The organism is Proteus sp. NMG38-2 (genome assembly GCF_020640995.1).
GTDB lineage: Bacteria > Pseudomonadota > Gammaproteobacteria > Enterobacterales > Enterobacteriaceae > Proteus.
The window spans coordinates 1,273,407-1,294,716 of sequence record NZ_CP085481.1; the positions used below are offsets into that span (position 1 = coordinate 1,273,407).

Annotated in this window: 18 protein-coding genes; 12 read left to right on the plus strand and 6 right to left on the minus strand. The window is 36.6% G+C overall.

The features are described 5' to 3' along the window. The first annotated feature begins 2 nt into the window (after positions 1-2). The 5 genes from dinG (at position 3) to LG402_RS06030 (ending at position 8,690) form a co-directional block, all read left to right on the plus strand. Entirely contained in the window at positions 3-2,111 is a 2,109-nt protein-coding gene (dinG, locus tag LG402_RS06010; protein ID WP_227336601.1) for an ATP-dependent DNA helicase DinG, read from the plus strand. Positions 2,112-3,053: 942 nt separating this feature from the next. Next, entirely contained in the window at positions 3,054-4,610 is a 1,557-nt protein-coding gene (locus LG402_RS06015; protein ID WP_227336602.1) for a [FeFe] hydrogenase, group A, read from the plus strand. A gap of 18 nt (positions 4,611-4,628) precedes the next feature. Continuing rightward, positions 4,629-5,453, plus strand: a complete 825-nt coding sequence (locus LG402_RS06020; RefSeq protein WP_109409706.1) for a 4Fe-4S dicluster domain-containing protein — start codon at positions 4,629-4,631, stop codon at positions 5,451-5,453. Next, entirely contained in the window at positions 5,450-6,595 is a 1,146-nt protein-coding gene (gene nrfD / locus LG402_RS06025) for an NrfD/PsrC family molybdoenzyme membrane anchor subunit (RefSeq protein ID WP_109409707.1), read from the plus strand. The genes LG402_RS06020 and nrfD overlap by 4 nt, the downstream gene beginning before the upstream one ends. 61 nt (positions 6,596-6,656) lie before the next feature. Continuing rightward, entirely contained in the window at positions 6,657-8,690 is a 2,034-nt protein-coding gene (locus LG402_RS06030) for a TonB-dependent receptor domain-containing protein (RefSeq protein WP_227336603.1), read from the plus strand. Between the two features lie 89 nt (positions 8,691-8,779). Here the strand turns inward: LG402_RS06030 and dps are convergent, their stop codons facing one another. Both dps and rhtA read right to left on the minus strand, forming a co-directional pair. Further along, complete coding sequence (gene dps / locus LG402_RS06035) at positions 8,780-9,286, minus strand: DNA starvation/stationary phase protection protein Dps (protein ID WP_072070537.1); 507 nt, start codon at positions 9,284-9,286, stop codon at positions 8,780-8,782. A gap of 275 nt (positions 9,287-9,561) precedes the next feature. Next, on the minus strand, positions 9,562-10,452 hold the full coding sequence (rhtA, locus tag LG402_RS06040; RefSeq protein WP_109409708.1) for a threonine/homoserine exporter RhtA: 891 nt from the start codon (positions 10,450-10,452) through the stop codon (positions 9,562-9,564). A 329-nt stretch (positions 10,453-10,781) separates the two neighbouring features. Between rhtA and LG402_RS06045 the strand changes: the two genes are divergently transcribed. Beyond that, positions 10,782-11,360 (plus strand): TIGR00730 family Rossman fold protein, encoded by a 579-nt coding sequence (locus tag LG402_RS06045; RefSeq protein ID WP_109409709.1) that lies wholly within the window; start codon positions 10,782-10,784, stop codon positions 11,358-11,360. A 9-nt stretch (positions 11,361-11,369) separates the two neighbouring features. Then, positions 11,370-11,834, plus strand: a complete 465-nt coding sequence (locus tag LG402_RS06050) for a GNAT family N-acetyltransferase (protein ID WP_109409710.1) — start codon at positions 11,370-11,372, stop codon at positions 11,832-11,834. An 89-nt stretch (positions 11,835-11,923) separates the two neighbouring features. Here LG402_RS06050 and LG402_RS06055 read toward each other — a convergent pair whose 3' ends face one another. Continuing rightward, complete coding sequence (locus LG402_RS06055; RefSeq protein WP_227336604.1) at positions 11,924-13,624, minus strand: amidohydrolase; 1,701 nt, start codon at positions 13,622-13,624, stop codon at positions 11,924-11,926. Positions 13,625-14,217: 593 nt separating this feature from the next. Here LG402_RS06055 and LG402_RS06060 point away from each other — a divergent pair. Continuing rightward, on the plus strand, positions 14,218-14,391 hold the full coding sequence (locus LG402_RS06060; protein WP_227336605.1) for a DegT/DnrJ/EryC1/StrS family aminotransferase: 174 nt from the start codon (positions 14,218-14,220) through the stop codon (positions 14,389-14,391). Positions 14,392-14,625: 234 nt separating this feature from the next. After that, the gene (locus LG402_RS06065; RefSeq protein ID WP_227336606.1) at positions 14,626-14,910 is read left to right on the plus strand and encodes an NUDIX hydrolase; all 285 of its coding nucleotides are present in this window, start codon (positions 14,626-14,628) and stop codon (positions 14,908-14,910) included. A 221-nt stretch (positions 14,911-15,131) separates the two neighbouring features. On the opposite strand, the gene moeB is transcribed toward LG402_RS06065, so the two are convergent. Both moeB and moeA read right to left on the minus strand, forming a co-directional pair. After that, positions 15,132-15,899, minus strand: a complete 768-nt coding sequence (gene moeB, locus LG402_RS06070) for a molybdopterin-synthase adenylyltransferase MoeB (RefSeq protein ID WP_109409715.1) — start codon at positions 15,897-15,899, stop codon at positions 15,132-15,134. A gap of 5 nt (positions 15,900-15,904) precedes the next feature. After that, positions 15,905-17,146, minus strand: coding sequence for a molybdopterin molybdotransferase MoeA (gene moeA / locus LG402_RS06075; RefSeq protein WP_166541086.1), 1,242 nt, complete (start codon positions 17,144-17,146; stop codon positions 15,905-15,907). 219 nt (positions 17,147-17,365) lie between these two features. Between moeA and LG402_RS06080 the strand changes: the two genes are divergently transcribed. From LG402_RS06080 to yeiB, 3 genes are all read left to right on the plus strand, one after another. Continuing rightward, the gene (locus tag LG402_RS06080; protein WP_227336607.1) at positions 17,366-18,541 is read left to right on the plus strand and encodes a YbfB/YjiJ family MFS transporter; all 1,176 of its coding nucleotides are present in this window, start codon (positions 17,366-17,368) and stop codon (positions 18,539-18,541) included. A gap of 142 nt (positions 18,542-18,683) precedes the next feature. Continuing rightward, on the plus strand, positions 18,684-19,343 hold the full coding sequence (gene folE, locus LG402_RS06085) for a GTP cyclohydrolase I FolE (RefSeq protein WP_036938265.1): 660 nt from the start codon (positions 18,684-18,686) through the stop codon (positions 19,341-19,343). A gap of 12 nt (positions 19,344-19,355) precedes the next feature. After that, positions 19,356-20,507, plus strand: a complete 1,152-nt coding sequence (yeiB, locus tag LG402_RS06090) for a DUF418 domain-containing protein YeiB (protein ID WP_227336608.1) — start codon at positions 19,356-19,358, stop codon at positions 20,505-20,507. On the opposite strand, the gene sanA is transcribed toward yeiB, so the two are convergent. Then, a complete protein-coding gene (gene sanA / locus LG402_RS06095; RefSeq protein WP_109409719.1) occupies positions 20,504-21,235 on the minus strand; it encodes an outer membrane permeability protein SanA in 732 nt (243 codons plus the stop codon). The two genes, yeiB and sanA, sit on opposite strands and share 4 nt — an antisense overlap. Positions 21,236-21,310: the final 75 nt, after the last annotated feature.

Genomic DNA, 21,310 nt, shown 5'->3' on the forward strand with positions numbered 1-21,310 from the left:
TTATGTCTCTTTCTCAACCAGTCAAAAATCAAATAAGTCAGTGGTATAAAGCCCTACCAGAGCATATTGAAGGGTTTATTCCGCGTGCGCCACAGCGTGAAATGATAGCTGAAGTGGCTAAGACTTTTTCTGATGAAATGGGACGACATTTAGTGATTGAAGCTCCAACTGGGGTAGGTAAAACACTTTCTTATCTTATTCCAGGTATTGCTATTAGCCGCGATGAAAAAAAACCGCTGATTATCAGTACGGCCAATGTGGCACTGCAAGATCAGATTTTTAGCAAAGATCTCCCATTACTTAAAAAAATCATCCCAGATCTCACGTTCACGGGGGCTTTTGGCCGTGGGCGCTATTTATGTCCACGTAATTTAGACGCGATTTGTGCAACAGAAGGTGAACAAATCGACTTAATGTTTTTGCTTGAGGATAAAGTGGATCTGGCGACTAGTGCAGAAAGAGAAATTTGCCAAGAGCTAAAAAATGATTTTACCAGTTTCGGTTGGGATGGTTTGCGTGATCACCATAAACGGGCATTAACAGACAGCTTATGGCGCAAAATTAGCACCGATAAAATGAACTGTTTAGGACGTAATTGCCAATATTATCATCGCTGCCCTTTTTTTATTGCACGCCGTGAAATTGATGAAGTAGATGTGGTTATTACCAATCACGCTTTAGTGATGGCAGCAATGGAAAGTGAATCAGTATTACCTGATGCAAAAAATCTGCTATTAGTATTGGATGAAGGTCATCATATTCCTGATGTTGCGCGAGATGCGCTTGAAGTTGAAGGGGAAATAACCTTAGCTACCCTTAATAATCAGCTGGATAATATTACTCGTCATGTTAGTCAATATTTAGCGCAATTTATTCCTGTAAGACCACCTAAATTGGCTGACCCTATTCGTTTTGATGCTCATATTGCTAAGTTACGTGAGGCTTATCAAGAGGTTGATACATTTACGCGTGCGTTATTACCAGAACGTAGTGAACAAGATGAATATCTCTTTCCATTAGGCGAATTACCTGAACAACTTCTGTTAAGTTGCCAGACATTATTTAAGCTAACGGATGGTTTAAAAATGCTGGGTGAAGCCATGTTAAATGATTTAACAGAGCGTACAGCAAAAGAAGATGTTGTGCGTTTACATAGTGCCATTTTAACGACCAGTAGAATGGTCGGTTATTTAGAGAATATGGCAAAATTGTGGCGCTTAGCCACATTAGAGCAAACCTCAAAAGCGCCTGTATCGAAATGGCTCACTCGCCGTTACGATAAAAAGCAGTCTCATCTTTATTTTCATTGCGCAGGTATTCGAGTCAGCGAACAGCTGACACAATTGTTATGGAAAAATATCCCACATGTGGTTATCACATCTGCAACGTTACGCTCATTAAATAGCTATTCTCGCATTCAAGAGCTAACAGGATTAAGTGAGCATTTTGATGATCGCTTTATTACGTTATCTTCACCTTTTGAACATAAAGATCAAGGTAGATTAGTTATTCCTAAAATGCGCTATGAACCGACCATGAGCCATGAGCGCGAACATTTAAAAGAGATGGCGCGTTATTTTCGTCAAAGCATGGAAGAGAATAACCATCGAGGACAATTGGTTCTATTTAGTAGCCAACGGGCAATGGAAGGCTTTTTAGAAGAAGTGAAAGACTTACGTTTATGCTTATTGGTACAAGGGGATCAGCCTCGTTATAGATTGGTAGAAACACATTGTAAGCGCATTGATGCAGGTGATAATAGTGTATTGATAGGTTTGCAATCATTTGCCGAAGGACTTGACTTAAAAGGCGATTATTTAACGCAGGTGCATATTCATAAAATTGCTTTTCCACCCGTGACTGATCCGGTGATTGTGACAGAGGGGGAATGGCTTAAATCGCTGAAACGTTATCCTTTTGAAGTGCAGAGCTTGCCAAGTGCATCGTTTAATTTAATTCAGCAAGTTGGGCGTCTTATCCGTAGCCATCATTGCCACGGTGAAATTATCATTTATGACAGACGCTTGCTAACAAAAAATTATGGTTCGCGTTTATTAACAGCATTACCTGTTTTCCCTATTTATCAACCTGAGATGCCTAAAGAGAAATAATTTTTTATTACTTTATAGAACTCTCATTTTTATTAGTGATTTATGCATCCATAACTTGTTTTTATCTGGTTATTAACACGTTATCAATAAATAGAGGCTATTTACTATAACTTTTTATTTTTAATAAAAGTGAGGTTGTATTTTTTTATTAAAAAACACATCTCACTTTATAGTTAAAATTACTTAATCATTTCCTTGTTTTTTTAGGTGTTAATGTATCTAATATTATTAACTTGTATTTTTTATGAATCTTATTAATATTTAAAAAATAAAAATACACTATGTTTAAAATATAATAATTAATTCACATAAATTAATATAATTATAACAAAATAAATATTCATATAATAAAATGCTTATTTTTATTTATTTAGAAAAAGTGTATACTTTATTTAGATATTATTCATGTGATATTTTTTTAATTATATATATTTTTTATTAAATATTATGAAATGAACCTTTTTTATTTAGTTTAGATAAACGCTCAATAAATTTATAAAAAATAACACCATGTTTAATTTGTTGATTTTTAATTATTTTTTATTTTTATTTGTTGGTTTTTTCTATCTGTTTTTATAGGGGTGTTTTTGTGCTTTCATTTTTATTTTGATATGTATCAATAAAATTAATTATATTTAATTAATAAGGTTGAAAGCTGTTTTTTTTAAATCCCCTTTCAGTACAATATCTCTCATAAACACCCTATCACTTATTGAATTAAAAAAATCTCTCCTGATTTTCTTAAATGAAACGATGATTGCTGATAGGGTGTTTTTTACATAAAAATTCATTTGATATTAACTCGATACTTATTTTAAGTATTGGTTTTTTATTAATTAAATAATACAAATATTTTTAACAAAAATAAAATTAAACTCTTTATATATTGTTACCTTTAATAGGTAATTTTATTCATATATTAAAGCAGGAGCATTGTGAAAAATGAAATCTCTTCTTCCTACAAAAGAAGAAAGTGACGAGAAATTATTATCTCGACGTTCTTTCTTTTCATTTGCTGGAAAGGTAAGTCTTGCCGCTGGGGTAACCGCTGTCACAGCGGGATGTGATGGCAATATTTCTGGTGGTACAGGTTGGGTTCCTGAGCAATATAATGCTAAAGGTACTTTCCCCGTCCAAGTAAGGGGCCGTATTCCTATTGATCCTAACAATGTCGCCATTTGCCGTGATGACAAAAAATGTATTTTATGCGGCCAATGCGTTGAAGTGTGTGAAAAAGTACAAACCGTAATGGGAAACTATGATTTACCGTTAATTGATAGTGTTCCTTGTATCGATTGTGGTCAATGTACTCTTTGGTGCCCAACGGGGGCAATAACAGAAGTTGACGACACAGATAAAGTTATTAGAGCGTTGTTAGATCCGACTTTGCATGTTGTTGTACAAACCGCGCCAGCTACAAGAGTTGCATTAGGTGAAGAGTTTGGAATGCAGCCTGGTGAGGACATTGAGTTACTTCAAGTAGCGGCACTTAGAAAGTTAGGTTTTGATAAAGTTTTTGATACTAACTTTTCTGCTGATTTAACCATTATGGAAGAAGCCACAGAATTACTGCAAAGAATTAAAAATAATGGTGTATTGCCTCAATTCACTTCTTGTTCACCAGGTTGGGTGAAATTTTGTGAAATGTTTTATCCAGAATTAATTCCTAATCTCTCTTCTGCAAAGTCACCAATGACAATGCTTGGTTCGATGATAAAAACATATTACGCCAAAGAGCAAGATATCGATCCTAGTAAAATTGTTTCTGTTGCCATTATGCCGTGTACTGCTAAAAAATCAGAAGCGGCTCGTCCCGAAATGAATGGTGCAAGTGTGTTATGGGAAAAGCCCGATCTTCGAGATGTTGATATCGTTCTAACAACAAGAGAGCTCGCAAGATTAATCAAAAGTCACAATATCGATTTAACCTCGCTTCAGCCCGCAAATTATGACCGTTTGATGTCTGAATATAGCGGTGCTGGCGCTATTTTTGGTGTCACTGGCGGTGTTATGGAAGCCGCAGTGAGAACCAGTTATTACTTTATTACAGGCGAAAGACCACCAGAACCTTTATTTAATTTACAACCTGTACGCGGATTAGAAGGTATTAAAGAAGCTACTTTAAATATACCAAGTGTCGGTGAAATTCGTGTCGCAGTCTGTTCTGGTATGGGAAATGCTCGTCCCGTTTTAGAAGCCATTCAAAAAGGGGAAAAAGCGTGGCATTTCGTCGAGTTTATGGGATGCCCAGGAGGATGTATTGCTGGTGGCGGTCAACCTCGTTCTGCATTACCACCTTCTGATGAAATTCGAGCATTACGCATGAAAGCGCTGTATAGCAAAGATGAACGCGCCACCATTCGCTTAAGTTATGAAAATAGTGAAATTCAAAGCATTTATAAACAATTTTTAGGCGAGCCTTGTGGTGAACGTGCTCATCAATTGCTTCATACGCATTATCAAGATCGCAGTATTCATTTTAACAAAAAGAAAGCTTAAAGATTGAGGAAACACATTATGTCTAAAGGTGTATTAGTCGATCTTACTAAGTGTATCGGCTGTGGTAGTTGTACAGTTGCATGTAAAATGTACAACGAAAATAAATGGATAGAAGAAAGGCAACCTACCAGTGGCGAAAATGCAAAATTAGCAGATGAAAACTGGACGGTTATAAAAACGGTTACTGTTGAAAAAGAAGATAAAGCGGTTTGGCGTTACGTTAAAGAGCAATGTTTTCACTGTATTGATCCTGCTTGTGCTTCAGCGTGTTTTGCAAAAGCATTCCAAAAAACACCCGCGGGGCCCGTGGTTTATTATCCCGATCTCTGTGTAGGATGCCGTTATTGTATGGTGGCATGTCCATTTGATATTCCTAAATATGAATGGGAAAAATCACTTCCTTATGTCACTAAATGCATGATGTGTTCTTCGCGTGTAGAAGAAGGGCAATCTCCGGCTTGTGTTGCAGTATGCCCAACACAGGCTTTAGTTTTTGGTGATAGGCAAACCTTATTAGAAAAAGCGAAAGAAACCATTACGAATAACTCTAACTATGTTCAACATATTTATGGTGAAAAAGAAGTCGGAGGAACGGAATGGCTCTACATCTCTGATGTGCCTTTTAATGAACTTGGATTTAAAACAGGCTTAACTGAAAAACCACTCTCTTCTTATACTTCTGATTTTATGAAATATACGCCAATTGCGGGGGCAACTTGGGCGGTGATCCTTGGTGGTATTGCAATGTTTAATCACCGAAAAGATAGGGTCAGTCACGATGAGCAATTGCATCAAGAATCGAAGAAAAATAGTAAGGATGATGAAACAAGGAGATCAGAATGAGTGTTATCGATAATACGACCAGCTTTGGTAAGTGGCGTTTTCCTATGACACCTGTACGCTGGGTACTTGTTGTCATTAGCTTGATTGCAGTTGGACTTATTTTATTTCGTTTAGTCACTGGATTGGGATTAGTAACCAATCTTAACGATGAGTGGCCTTGGGGCCTTTGGATCTCGTTTGACGTGATGTGTGGTGTAGCGCTAGCTGGTGGGGGGTATGGTACTGCATTAATTGTTTATGTTTTTAAACAAGAACAATTTTCAAGTATTGCGCGTAGTGCTGCATTAACCTCATTAATTGGCTATTTATTGGTGATGGTAGGCCTTTTCCTTGATATTGGGCAATGGTGGAATTTTTGGCGGCCACTAGTTTCTCAAGGACATAGTTCAGTACTTTTTGAAGTTTTTATTTGCGTTTCCGTTTATACCAGTGTGCAATTAATTGAATTTGGCGAAGTTGCCACTGAACGGATTGGGCGTAAATATCATAAGTTTTTCCGAAAAATATTACCTGTATTATTAGTAATCGGTATTGCTATTCCATCAATGCACCAATCATCACTCGGTGCGCTTTATTTATTAATGGTAGATAAATTACATCCATTGTGGTGGTCGCCAATTATCTTCTTTCAATTTTTAATATCGTCATTCTTTGTTGGTCCTGCAATGATAGCTGTTGAAACTGCATTAGCAGGTAGAGCATTTAATCATAAAGTACCCATGTCTGTATTAAGTGGATTAATTCGAATTTCAGGTTATGCAATGCTTGTTTATTTGGCTCTAAAATTCGGCAGTATTATTGCTGAAGGTAAAGTGAGTTACCTTTTTGAAGGTAGTTTTGAATCTTTATTCTTTTGGATTGAAGTCGGTTTTGGCGTTATTGTCCCACTAATTATCTGTTTTTCTCCATTAATAAAACGTCGTGGTTGGGTTGCTACATTTGGTGCTTTAGTGGCTTCTGGCGTTATTTTAAATCGTTATAACGTTGTGGTGACAGGCATGGTTACATCAACAGGCGTATCCTATTGGCCATCATTACCAGAATTAACCATCACTATTGGTCTTGTTGCGATGGGGGTTCTTGCTTATTTATTTATCTGTGAGAATTTCCGTATTATTGAACATGATGAAACCAATCATTAACAGATTAAATGCCCAATTCAACGTTGGGCATTTTTATTTAACGATAAGTAGAACTATAAATATGCCTATTTTAAAAAAAATCTTATGGTTTATTTCATCCTCTTTGCTTTCGATAACAACAATATTTAATTATGCTCAATCGAATGAAGATAAACCTGAACGTATTATTGTGAGTGGATCAAAAGCAGAGAATATCTCTAATCATACTTATAATATTGAAACTGAAAAAATAAGTAATATTGCTGGAGGAACGAATTTAATTGCAGTAGATAAGGGAAATCGCTTATTAACACTTAATGATGCATTAAAAAACCAACCTGGCATTGTTATACAAAGTTTATTTGGTGGATTAGATCAACCTCGTTTAAGCATTAGAGGATCGGGTGTTCAAAGTGCGCCTCTTTCCAGAGGGGTATTATTACTGCAAGATGGTTTACCACTTAATGAAGCGGATGGCAGTTTTCATTCAAGTATGATTGACGTGCGTGACGTTCAATTTGTTAGTATTCGCCGGGGAGCTAACAGCACTCAATTACAAAGTAATAATTTAGGTGGTGAGCTTGATTTTATTACTTACACAGGAAAAGAGAGCCATAATCAATTACGTTATGAGCAAGGCTCTTTTGGGCGTCAAGGTATGCAAATGGCGTTGGGCGGTGAAAGTGAAAATTATCCGATTGATGCCAGAATAAGCCTAAGCTATGACCATTATGATGGTTACCGTGAGCATTCAGCTTCTCAGCGTAAAGCTATGCGTTCAACATTGGGTTATACATTAGATAATTTTGAAAACAGAACATGGATCAATTGGACAGATTTACGTTTTGATGTTCCTGGCCCAGCAACTTCACAAATGCTTGAGGATGATCCTAAAGCGATATTACCTGCAATCAAGAAAAAAGATCCTCATAGAAATATCGAGCAATTACGTATAGCTAATAAATCGACATGGAATAGTGGTGTTCACGATATTCAATTTGGCTGGTGGTATTCACAAACACACGATAATTTTAAAACACCTAGCCATTATCAATTTGTAAATTATTACACTAAAGGAGCTCAATTTAATTATAAATTAGAGACAGAGATTATTAGCTATCGTACTGCATTGGCATGGGATCATTCGGTAATGAAAGATGATATCGAAAAAAATCCTCAAGGTTGGTTAGGGCGATTCGATGGTCGAGCTGAAAATATTTATGCTTCTTTAGGTGCGGGAATACATATTACAAATAGCGTATTAGTTAACCTTGATTTAAAAGGTACTCATGCAAGAAGAGATCTGTTTTCTATCCAAAATCAGCTTGAGCAGTCATTTAATTTTTTAACACCGAAAGTTGGGCTTATTTGGTATCCTAATTATCAAACGCGTTTATTTGCTAATGTCAGTATGAGCCATGAACCTGCTTCTTTTAATGATATTATTAATCCTAAAGCGCCATTAAATAAAGTGAACCTTTTAAAGCTATCACCTCAAAAAGCAACCAGTTTTGAGGTAGGTAGTGATATGGAATTAACTGACAACATAAGTTTGAGTGCAGTATTCTATCGTAGCTTGATTAAAGACGAATATATCACTTCACATGATGTAGATGGGAATATTGTTGATATATATAATTATCCAGCAAAAACACGCCACCAAGGTGTAGAACTAGGTTTAAATGCAATTCAACCACTTCCAATGGGCGATATTCTTTATCGAGCAACATGGACTTATAATGATTTTCGTTTTATGGGTGGGGAATATAACCGAAAATATATTGCAGGTGTTCCTAGAAATCTTATTTCAGGTGAAGTTTATTACCAAGTAAAAGGATTGAGATTTGGTCCCACAGTGTATTGGTCACCAACCAATGTTGCAGTTGATCATGGTAATCACCTTAATATTCAAAAAAGTAAGCCATACGCATTATTCGGGTTTAATGCACATTATCAATATGATAATCAGTGGTCGACTTACCTAAATTTGGACAATCTTACAAATAAGCGCTATGCAGCAAGTACGTTAGCTAATCCAACTGTGAATAAAAACGATGCCTTACTTTTCCCTGGAAATGGTTTTAGCGTTAACGCTGGTATCGTCTATAAATTTTAATCCAAGAGTAAAATAGACAAAGGCTGCCTAAAATGACAGCCTTTTTCATTATTAACAATGTAATTAATAACGTATTTTTTATACGTAGATTAATTCTCAATATTGGCTTCAATGAACCATAAGAATTTATCAAGATCACGTGATGCTGCAGTAAACATATCGGCGGTATCTTCGTCTTCAACTTCATCAATGGCTTTACGAATATCATTTGCAACGATAGCGTAACGATCAGCCAGTGCTTTTAAGTGGTCTTGTACATCATGAATATCCAGAGGATAAGCTTTCAATGGAGTTTTCTTGCTGACAACTTGTGCAGTGCCTAATACAGTGCCACCTAATTGAACAATACGCTCTGCAAATTCATCAGTGTGCTCATTTATGGTGTCACGGAAGCCGTCAACCATTTCATGAACAGAAATAAAGTTTCTACCACGCATATTCCAGTGAGCTTGTTTTGTGATGAGAGATAGGTCGATAAACTGCGTCACCATCTGTTGCAGTAACTCGATAGCGTGCAGTTTTACGCTGTCATCGAGATTATTACGGGTATAAAGCAGGGTTGAAGGTGTGGATTTGACTAATTTAGCAGTACTCATAATCGTTCTCCCTAAATAATTAATAACTCAATATCTTAATTTCTGTTAATCATGATAGTGAATTATTAATGGTTAGTCTTATCGATTGATACTATTAAATTGATAGGTCATCTATTAAAAAAATCTAATCTATCGAAATAGTCTATTTAGGGTAAGACAATGAGCGCAAAATAGCAATGATAGGTCAGTAAAGTTATTATTTAATAAGTAAAAAGGATCATAAGATCCTTTTTAAATTAATATTTACTTCTTGCTGAGTAAAATGAGTTAAATATCTATTTTACTTCTTCAATTTTAGTTTTGCTTTTCATTGTCGTTGTTGAACCTATAGAAGCTAAAACAATAAAAGCTAAGGCAACCCATTGTATTAACGTCAAATGTTCATGTAGGAAAATAATACCAATAAAGGCACCCATACACGGCTCTAAGCTCATTAAAGTACCAAATGTTTTAGCTGGCAGGCGCGTAAGTGCGATCATTTCCAAGGTATAAGGGAACGCGGTTGATAAAATCGCAATAGCTAAGGCAATAGGTAAAATAGACCAGCTAAACATAATATCAGGGCTACTTTGTAACATACCGATAGGCACAAAAATAAAAGCTGCTACTAATGAACCAATTGATACGGTTGCCGCACCATAGCCTTTTCCTGCACGTTGTCCGAATACGATATATAAAGCCCAACCTACACCCGCACCTAATGCATAAAGAATGCCAAGTGGATCAAGACCATGGATGTTATCACCAATAGGTAGCAATAATCCTAAGCCAGCAATGACTAAAATTATCCATAAAAAGTCGATAGCTCTGCGTGATGAAAACATTGCAACGGCTAAAGGGCCTGTAAATTCAAGGGCTACAGCAATACCTAGCGGGATAGTTTCAAGTGCAAGGTAGAAAAGGTAATTCATTGCCCCTAAAGATAAGCCATATAAAAACAGTGGCATAATAGACTCGCGATTAAATTTGAGTCGCCATGGCTTAAAGATAAAAAATAGGATCAAAGTCCCCAATAATAGACGTAACGCCGTTACCGCAGGGGCACCAATAACTGGAAATAGGCTTTTAGCAAGGGATGCGCCGCTTTGTATCGAAAGCATAGAAAGAAGCAAAAGAAGCACAGGGTAAAACACCTGTAATTTAGCTGAGTGTCTGGCTGACAACATCCTATAAAACCTCGTCAATAATCAATCGTATGTGTGCTCTGTTAGCGAGATAACAAAGGATCGCATAATATAGGATAAAATTACGTGCTTTAATATAGTTATTTATTAATAAATGTTTTTAGTTAAATTTAGTTGAATAAACTTAGCTAAAATATAAGTTTATTAATAATTAGTAAAATAAAAATCAGGATGATTTAAATATTAGATTTAATAATAATTAACAATATATGTACGATAAAAAGTGCAAAAACACTTTTTTTAACCTTTTTTATCAAAGTAAGCTTAAGTATAATTCAAAGTTCGTTTTAACTAGCTAAATGAGAATAAAAATGAATAAAATAAAATCTATCGCAGTGTATTGTGGCTCTAGTTTAGGTGCTTCATCTATTTATAAAGAACAGGCCATTATTTTTGCCAAAGAGCTGGTTAAACGTAATATCACCTTAATTTATGGTGGTGCAAGTGTAGGAATTATGGGCACACTCGCCGATACAGTATTAGCTGAAGGCGGAAAGGTGATTGGCGTTATTCCTACGCTATTAGAAGGGCGTGAAATATCTCATAAAAATCTGACTGAACTGCATATTGTTGAGACCATGCATCAGCGCAAAAGTAAAATGATAGAACTGGCAGAAGGTTTTGTCGCTTTACCTGGTGGTTTTGGTACATTAGAGGAGTTTAGTGAAGTCTTTACATGGAGCCAAATTGGTTTGCATCAAAAACCATTGGGCATACTTAATATCAATCAGTTTTATTCACCATTATTAATGATGATTGATAAAATGGCGGACGAACAATTCTTACATGAAAAATACCGCAATATGGCAATTGTAGAACAATGTCCTATTCAATTATTAGATAAATTTGAAACATATATTGCACCCCCTGTAAAAACCTACAACAAATAAAGGTAAAAAATGATAATAATAAGAAAAGCAATTTTGTCTGATGTAGAAGAAATTAATGATCTTTACACCCATTTATTTAATGAAATGGCGAATTTACAACCCGATCGATTAAAACCAGGTAAACAAGACGAAGCTTTTATTATTAATGGAATAAAAAATAATAAGTTTCATCTTTTGGTCGCAGATTTAGATGGCAAGGTGATTGGATTTAGCATTGCACAAATTCAAGAAACGCCTCTGTTTAACTGCTTAGTTCAACGTAAGTATGCCTATATTTACGATATTGTTACTGATCCTACGATACGTAACCAAGGTGTCGGTCGTTTGTTACTAACTGCAATGAAAGAGTGGGCAAAATCAGAAAAAATGACGCATCTTGAGTTATCGGTATTAGCTGAAAATGGTGCAGCAAAACGTTTTTACGAACGTGAAGGATTAAAAGAAGTGAGCACAGTGATGGGAATTGCTTTATAGCAGATCCAATTTACGTTAATTCTCATAGAATTAAGTGCATAGATAAAAATAAACCCGCTTAATGCGGGTTTATTACTTATATTATTCAGCTAAATTGTGGGTTTCCCCGCAATGATCGTACACAATACCCTGACATTTTCAACATCTTCTGCCGATATTTCAAACAGATTTCTATCTAATACAATAAAATCGGCAAATTTTCCGACTTCTAATGATCCAATTTGAGTATCCATATCCAAAGCTTCTGCCGCATTAATGGTGGCCGCACGTAAGACTTCCACTAATGTCAGATTACGGTCGTTATCAAGACGTGGGCTTGTTGCATCTTTTTGGCGAGTCATCGCAACTTTAAAATCGTACCATTCATTAAGTGGATCAATTGGCCAGTCGCTACCAAAAGCAACAGTGACATCCGCATCAATAAATTTCCCAGCTGTCTCCAAATAGTCACAGCGAGATTTACCCAGCATTTCAATATCTTTCTCGATATTGTTCTGATCGACAGCCGCCCATTGAAAAGAGAGAAAAGGGTAGGTTTTTAATTGTGTAAAACGAGCGTAATCTTTTTCACACATTAATTCATTATGCGCAAGCCCTGGTCTAATGTCTTTCTCAGGTAAGACTTTACGCATTTCACTAATAGCATCCAATGCTGTACTGATTGCACCCTCAGCAACGGTATGAATATGAGGATGATAACCCGCACGAGCAATTTCTGTTATTAATGGCGTTAAGATTTCAGGTGAAAAATAGAGGTCACCAACATGGTCAGATGTTTGCCAATGCGGTGTGTCATCGGTGCCAACATTAATACGATAAGGTGCATGTAAGCGTGCTGTCATAATCGGTGCTTGTAATACACCATCAAGGAAAAGTTTAATGTGACGGATAGCAACGCTGGGTTGAGCATTTTCGTTGATTTGATGCCATTGTGAAAAACGAGTTGCAGCATGGCGTACAGCGTTTGGAATATCATCAATAGATGGCACATCATCTGGTGTAATTTCAACGGCATTTTCAACACGAAGGGTCAGTTCACTGGTTTTTCTTAATGTATTAAAAGCGCGTAATTGAGGCTCACCCACACGCGCATCCATAATAGTGGTTACACCTTGTTTATTTAATAGTTTTTGAACATGACGGGCGATTTGTAGGTTTTGTGCTTCAGTGAGTGGTGGCAAACTATCAATGGCTTGCATTGCAGGTGCATCTTCAAGAATACCAATAGGTGTTCTGTCACCATCACGTTCAATATTTCCATCTGGTGGATCGGGGGTTTCTGCTGTGATATTTAATAGTTCTAAAGCCCGAGAATTGGCAAGCACACTATGGCAATCGCTAGAAAAGAGCAGAATAGGACGAGCCGTATTTAAGGTATCAAGGTGATAACGTGTCATTTGCACACCTTCTGGTTGCATGCTTTCACGATACCATGCAGAGACTTTTAACCATTCGGTATCATTATCAATAAAGTTTTCATCAAGGTATTTTTGAATCCGCGATAAAATGTCATCGATAGAGAGTGATTGATAATCAAGATGGCAACCTGCCAACGTTGCACCTCCCCAAAATGGGTGCATATGTGCATCAATAATGCCTGGCATGACCATTCTTCCCTGTAAATCAATCTGTTCAGTGTTTTCATTACAGAAAGAAAGTAACCCCTCTTTTTTACCTGAAGCAATAATTACACCTTGGCTGATCGCGATAGCATCAACAATATTGTTATTATGATCAGCGGTATAAATAAGGCCGTTGTAATAGAGAGTGTCTGCAATTTGAAATGTCATTCTTCTACCTTGTATTGCTTTTTTAGCACATAAAACGCGTGCTTAAATGATTATTCTGCTTATAGGGCATCCTGTTGCGTTTTGACGCGGGCGATAATATTTTGAAAATATGCCATAAATAATTAATCAATATAAAACAGGTATGTATAAGAGTACAACCTACTTTTATTAATGTTTCTAATTTTATTTTTCATTATTTAATTTATTTTAATAAGCTAAAATAATTTAGACTTATAAAGTAATGTTAAAAATATTTTAATTGAAATGAAATAAATACAATGATTTTATAATTAATTATGAGGTTGTTATTTATATTTTTATTTTTTTAATTAATTTGTTTGTATAGTGGGTTTTATAGAGTTTTTTATTGTGTGAATGAGATTTTTATTACCATATAATTATTTTAAAATTAAATAATTTAAATGTATTTAATTTTTACAAGGAAGGCGTTTGTAATGAAAATGGCAGTAATTGGTTGTGGGAGCATTGTATTAAAGAACACTTACCTGTAATGGTTTTATTAGGTGTTAAAATTCATGCGTTGTGTGATATATCTTCAGATAATATTAATCAAGCTAAAGAAATCCTTAATCATGAAATTCCAATCTATTCTTACTATATATACTTTTTTTGCAACTTGTGCGCCCCTTCATCAACTGGGAGCAGAATTGAAATTTGCTGATTGTGGAGATAATGGCAATGTTGATCTTAAGGCTGTAGAAGCTTTAATTACTCGTAAGACAAAAGGTGGGGGATTCCATGTGTAGAGGCTGATATTCCGGGAACAACTTGCCCACTTAATAATTATTTTTTATTTCACTCTCCACAGAAGATATCTCAAAGTTATTGTAAAAAGTACGCATTCAAAAATGTCATTTCGAGAATACCATTAAATTTCATAATAGTATGTTCAAATTAGATGTTTGGTATGGTGAAGAACGCTACAATTTTATTGATAACTATTTATCCATTATTAGAACTGTTGCGGAGTTATATAAAAAATGATTGAGCCTTTAGTTCCTTATAACATATTAAATTCTTTGGATAAATATGATCGTATCGTAGTTGGTGGCATCATTAAAGTTGATGACATAAACGATAAAGTACTTTTTCTAAAACGTTCTCAGCATGAGTTTATGCCTAATGTTTGGGAAATACCTTCAGGTGGTATTGAAGAGGGAGAATCCATGCTTCAAGCACTTAAACGTGAAATAAAAGAAGAGACAAATCTAGATATTTTATATGTTGATAAATTTGTCAATGCCGTTGATTATCATTGCCAATGAAGCTAAATGCCTACAAATAAACTTTAATGTACGTTGTTCTGGGAATGTGAAACTAAGTGATGAACACTCTGAATTTATCTTTTCAAGATTAGATACTTTCTTGAGTAATTTAGATGAGTTTATGCTTAAGATAATTACATTAGAGTGAATACCTCTCTCTTTGAAAGGTGATAAGGTAAGTTTAAAAAAGTTAGACTTACCTTATCTAGGATAGAAAGTGGTTAGTTATCGGGTAAATTGGCAGAGCACACTTCGCAATGTGGATTTTTAGGTAACTTGAATTCACGAAACTGCATTCGCATTGCGTCAAACATTAATACCTTGCCATGCAGATTTTCACCATAGCCAGTGAGTAATTTAATGGCTTCAACTGCTTGTAATGTGCCAATAGTACCCACAACAGGTGCCATTATGCCCGCTTCAACACAACTTAAAGCGTTATTGCCAAAAAGATGGCTTAAGCAACGATAGCAAGGCTCGTCATCTTGGTAAGTGAATACGCTGATTTGACCTTCCATCCTAATAGCTGCACCAGATACTAGTGGTTTTTTCTGATGAAAGCAGAGGCGATTAAGTTGCTCGCGTACTGCCACATTATCCGTACAGTCCATTACGATATTATGTTGGCTAATAAGTTTAGCTAAAGCCTCATCTTCAAGTAATGCATCAACAGTTTCTATTGTGACATGAGGATTAATTGCTTCTAATGTTGTTTTTGCAGAGAGTACTTTGGGTTGGCCAATCGTAGCGTCACGATGAAGAATTTGGCGCTGAAGATTAGAAAGAGAAACAGTATCAAAATCTAATAGTGTGAGTTTTCCTACACCTGCAGCTGTAAGATATTGCGAAGCACTACATCCTAAGCCACCTGCGCCAACAATCAATACAGAGGCACTTTTCAGTGCCTCTTGACCATCAAAATCAAAACCTCTTAATACAATCTGGCGATTGTAGCGCAGTGTTTCTTCATCGGTTAATTCGATACTCATAAAAACTATTCGCTTTTTAACAGAGAATTAAATAGCTCGATTGTGACCGTTTCGCCTGCAGCCACTTTACCGCGTTCACGTTCTAAGACGATAAAGCAGTTCGCGACACTAAAGGAGCTGTAAACGTGTGAACCTTGGTGACCAGAAGTGTCTACTTGCCACTCACCTTCCGCATTAATACTTGCGATACCACGTTGAAAATCAAGACGACCCACTGATTTTTTCAATGATGATTGTGCTACGGCTTGGAAACGTTGTGGCGCTTTCCAGTGACTAAAGCCTGATAACCGTGCGATCAAAGGCTGAACTAATTGGTAGAATGTGACGGTTGCCGAGACAGGGTTACCCGGTAAACCGCAGAACCATGCATTGTGTAATCGACCAAATGCAAATGGTTTTCCCGGTTTAATGGCTAATTTCCAAAAACCAATCTCCCCAATTTCATCAAGAATTTGTTTGGTGTAATCAGCTTCACCTACAGAAACACCGCCACTGCTGATCACTAAATCTGCTTCTTGATCTGCTTTTTTAAAGGTTTCACGGAGTTTTTCAGGTGAGTCAGGAATAACGCCTAAATCTAAAACTTCACAACCTAATTTTTCAAGCATTAAGCGCACAGCAAAACGGTTAGTATCATAAATTTGACCCGCTTTTAATGGCTGGCCAATAGTTTGTAATTCATCACCTGTTGAGAAAACGGCAACTTTTAAGCGTCGATAAACTGGTACTGTGGCGATCCCTAAAGAAGCGATTAATGGCAATTGTGCAGTTGAAAGCTTAGTGCCAGTAGGTAATACAATATCGTTTTCTTTAATATCTTCACCAATACGGCGAATATTTTGGCCTTTCTTAGCGGGCTGTGAAAAACGAACACCATGTTCAGTGACTTCTGCTTCTTCTTGCATAATGACAGTATCAACACCAGCAGGAACCATTGCCCCTGTCATAATGCGTACACATTGACCAGCAGGAAGCTCTCCCTCAAAAGGAATACCAGCGAATGATTTTCCGGCCACCGGAAGAGGAGTTTGGGTATCTAAGTCAGCGTAACGAAGTCCGTAACCATCCATTGCAGAATTATCAAAAGGAGGAACATTGAGTGGAGATGTAATATCTGCACTTAGAATATAATCGGCTGCATTATTTAATGGGATGTTAAGGGTATCGGTAATTGCCAGCGGTTTTTCAAGTAGTTTTTCTAGCGCTTCATCAAGAGATAATAAACCGCTAACGTGACATTGACTCATCATATACTCCAAGATCTATCGAAATGTTCTGTTTTATTTCATGATACTAATCTATCACGATGAACATCATCATGTCAGAGATCATCTTGTGACTAGAAAGAAATGAAACATCTTATTGTAAAAACGTTAACCATTTGGGGTTAATGTGTTGCGCATTCTGTTATTAATGAACAGCACATTTAAAATGTATAAAACGATAAAACAAAATAATGGATATCAATGAATACTTCAAATCACCAAAGTCATTCAGCGCAAGCTTTTCATATCGCATTTAGTGGTTTTCTTGCTTTAGTCGTTGCAATGGGGATAGGGCGTTTTACTTTTACACCACAAGTGCCATTGATGATTGCAGAATATCAATTGACGCTAACAAGTGCGGGCATTGTCGCTGCATTTAATTATCTTGGTTATCTTGCTGGTTCCTACGATGCAATGAAAGCTGTTAAAGGTGTGGGATATCGCTTGTGGGCAGGGCTTTGGGGAGCAGTGATAATCACTCTGTTGTCTGCTTTTTTAAATGATGCATTTACACACAGTATTGCTCGTTTTTTTATCGGCTGGGCAAGTGGTTGGACGTTGGTACTGGTGGCATCATGGGCCAATGAATTATTGGCTCGCCTTAATCGCCCTGCATTAAGCGTTGCTGTTTATGCTGGAACAGGAGCAGGCATATTTATTAGCGGTATGCTCGCTGTATTAATTATGAAATGGCAAATGAATGCGATGACTGGCTGGCTTATTTACGGTTCGCTTGCTTTTATTTGTGCAATATATGTGAGTTATCACCTTCCTAAACCTTGGGCGATGAGTCGAGAAGAAGTTAAAGTGGCACCTTTAACACTGACACCAGCAATGAAAAAGTTAATTTGGGGTTATACCTTTGCGGGTTTTGGTTATATTTTACCAGCTACATTTCTTTCTCAAATGGCAGCAGAGCGCTTTCCTGGGAGCTTAATCGCACAATTTGTTTGGCCCGTATTTGGTGCATCTGCTGCATTATGTATCGGAATTGCTATTTTAACGCGTAATGTATTAAACACACAATTACGCTTAGCTATTACACTCTGGTTACAAGCATTAGGTATTTTGATCGCAGAGTGGTTCCCGACAATAACAGGGCTTGCGATAGGTGCTTTTTTAATTGGTGGCGGTTTGATGTGTGCGGTACAACTTGCTTTTTTACGAGGTAGAGAGTTAGCTCCTGATCATGGGCGTTATATGGCGGGGTTACTCACGACCTTTTATGCTATTGGGCAATTGGTTGGTCCTGTTGTTTCTTCGCTTTCAACGGCATTAACTGGAAAATTAGAACCTGCGCTTTATGTCGCTTTTATTGTGTTGATAATCGGTGGTTTTCTGGTGTGTTTAAAAGAGAAAAAAACAGGCTTAAGCTAAAAATAGTTCATACAAAAATGCAATAATTTCATAACGAAAAATGCGGTATCGCTGGATAATGTGATTCATGTCATCTAAAGTGTAGGCTGTTGTCGCTGACAGCAAAACAGATACTTCATTAATGTGTTTATCGGAGAGTCCAATGTCATCATTAAGTAAAGAGGCGCAATGGGTGCATGCTGCGTTAGTTGAACGCGGTTTGGAAACGCCTCTTCGTGAATCAAAGCTATCTCCAAGTGAGAGTAAACAGCAAATTGAACATCATATGACAGAAGTGATGAAGCTGTTAAATCTAGATTTAAGCGACGATAGTTTAGCTGAAACGCCTCGTCGTATTGCTAAAATGTATGTTGATGAAATTTTCTCAGGACTGGATTATCACAACTTCCCCAAAATCACACTAATTGAAAATAAAATGCAAGTTGATGAAATGGTGACAGTACGAGATATCACATTAACCAGTACTTGCGAACATCACTTTGTTACCATTGATGGCAAGGCGATTGTGGCTTATATTCCAAAAGATAAAGTGATTGGTTTATCAAAAATTAATCGTATAGTGCAATTCTTTGCTCAACGTCCTCAAGTTCAAGAACGTTTAACCCAGCAAATTCTTATCGCATTACAAACGTTACTAGGCACAAAAAATGTGGCTGTTTCTATTGATGCGGTTCATTATTGTGTTAAAGCTCGTGGTATTCGTGATGCTACGAGTGCAACCACAACAACCTCGTTAGGTGGGTTATTTAAATCAAGTCAAAATACGCGTCAGGAATTTTTACGCGCAGTTCGTCACCTTTGAGATTTCAAATAAATGAATGAATCGTCTCATCAACGTATCGAATCACTTGATGCGTTGAGAGGAATGGCGATCCTTGGCATTTTATTGCTCAATATTTCAGGTTTTGCTTTATTAAGAGTGGCTTCATTTAATCCGTTACATTCGGGGGAAGCCTCTTTTGGTGATCGTATAACATGGATGGCATTAAACCTTTTTGCCCAAGGTAAGTTCCTCTTTATTTTTGCATTACTATTTGGTGGTACGCTTTACCTGCTACTACGTAAAGGAACACGCTTTAATTTATCGCGGTTAGTTGTGTTAGCGTTGATTGGTGTTATTCACACGCTATTTATTTGGGAAGGTGATATTTTATTTCCATATAGTGTATGTGGTTTATTTGTTTTTGTCTTTATCAAATCAATAACGATAAAGAACCAATTTATATTGGGGGCGATACTCTATTTTTGTGGTGCATTTATTTTAGGTATGTTGTTTTATTATTATCGTGATTTTATTGATACGGTTTGGTACAGCACACCATATTCCCAACTGCTTGAATCCGATTGGAAAACAGGGCCTTATTTAAATAGTATTTATTATCGCTTGAATGAGTTAAGTATTTTCGTTTTTAATTTGGTGCGTCAATATAGTTGGTTTTTATTTGGCGCAATGCTGATGGGTGCTGCGCTAATGGCATCGGGCTGGTTACAACAGAAATTTAGTCGTACACATTATGGTTATGTGGCACTTTGTTTTCTCTCAATCAGTTTAAGCTTACAAACAATGATTGTGCTGGTGGATTATTTTTCTGATTGGAATTATCGCTGGGCAGCGGTTTGGGCACAGCCTTTAACTATGTTGATCCAAGTTATACAAAGCTTGGGATATATTGCGTTATTTTATTGGAGTTGGAATATAATTCGCCACTCTTATTTTGCCTATGCTTTACGTTGTGTAGGAAAAATGGCGCTAACGACCTATTTAATGCAAAGTCTTATCGGTATTATCCTGTTTCAGCGGATGGGCTTATTTAACCAATTTACCTTACCTGAACTGATGCCTTTTGTAGTCGTTATTTGGGCAATCAACATTGCTTTTGCCGTAATTTGGCTACGCTATTTTCCACAAGGCCCAATAGAGTGGATTTGGCGTAAATCAGCCGCAAAATTAGCGCAATTCTTTTAGATTTTCTCGTTATTATTGTCACTTAGAGGAAGTGATTCAACTTCCTCTGGTGAAACTGCGGGATATCCTTTAATGCTATCAGGAATAGATTGTATCGCGGGAATTGTTTCTGGAGGCCCTAAAAAGCGTGGTTCTCGATTTAAAATATATACATCAATCATTGCACCTGCTCTGGCAAACACCTCACGTATACGTACTTTAAACATGCTTTTAGGGGATGCAACCGCAAAGCATTGCGCATCAATTCCTTTTTCTAGAGCAATAAAAACGGCTCGTTCACAATGAAAACGTTGCGTAATAATAGTAAAACCATCAGTACCAAAGACTTCTTTTGTCCGCACAACAGAATCAAGCGTTCTGAATCCTGCAAAATCCATTACGATACGAGAAGCCGGAATACCCGCTTTAATGAGATCCTTACGCATCGTATTAGGCTCATTATAGCTATGCTTTGCATTATCTCCGCTTAATAATAAATATTGGATTTTACCACTGTTATAGGCATTAACTGCGCCTTGGATGCGATATTGATAAAATTGATTAATGTAACCACTGGTATAATATTTTGATGTGCCTAACACCATGCCCACTTTTTTGGCGGGTAATTTATCAATATCTTCAAAAATATAAGGGTTTGTTTTCCACCCGATCCAGCGATCGCAGGCAATCAAAGTGACTGCAAGTAGAATAAAAAGTGTGAGAAAAAGATAAATGAGGCGTTTTAGCATGTCCTTGCCTTAATGACGCAAATAAAAAATGATTTTCATAATAGTTAAGGCTACTTGAGCAAAGATAGGGAAGCA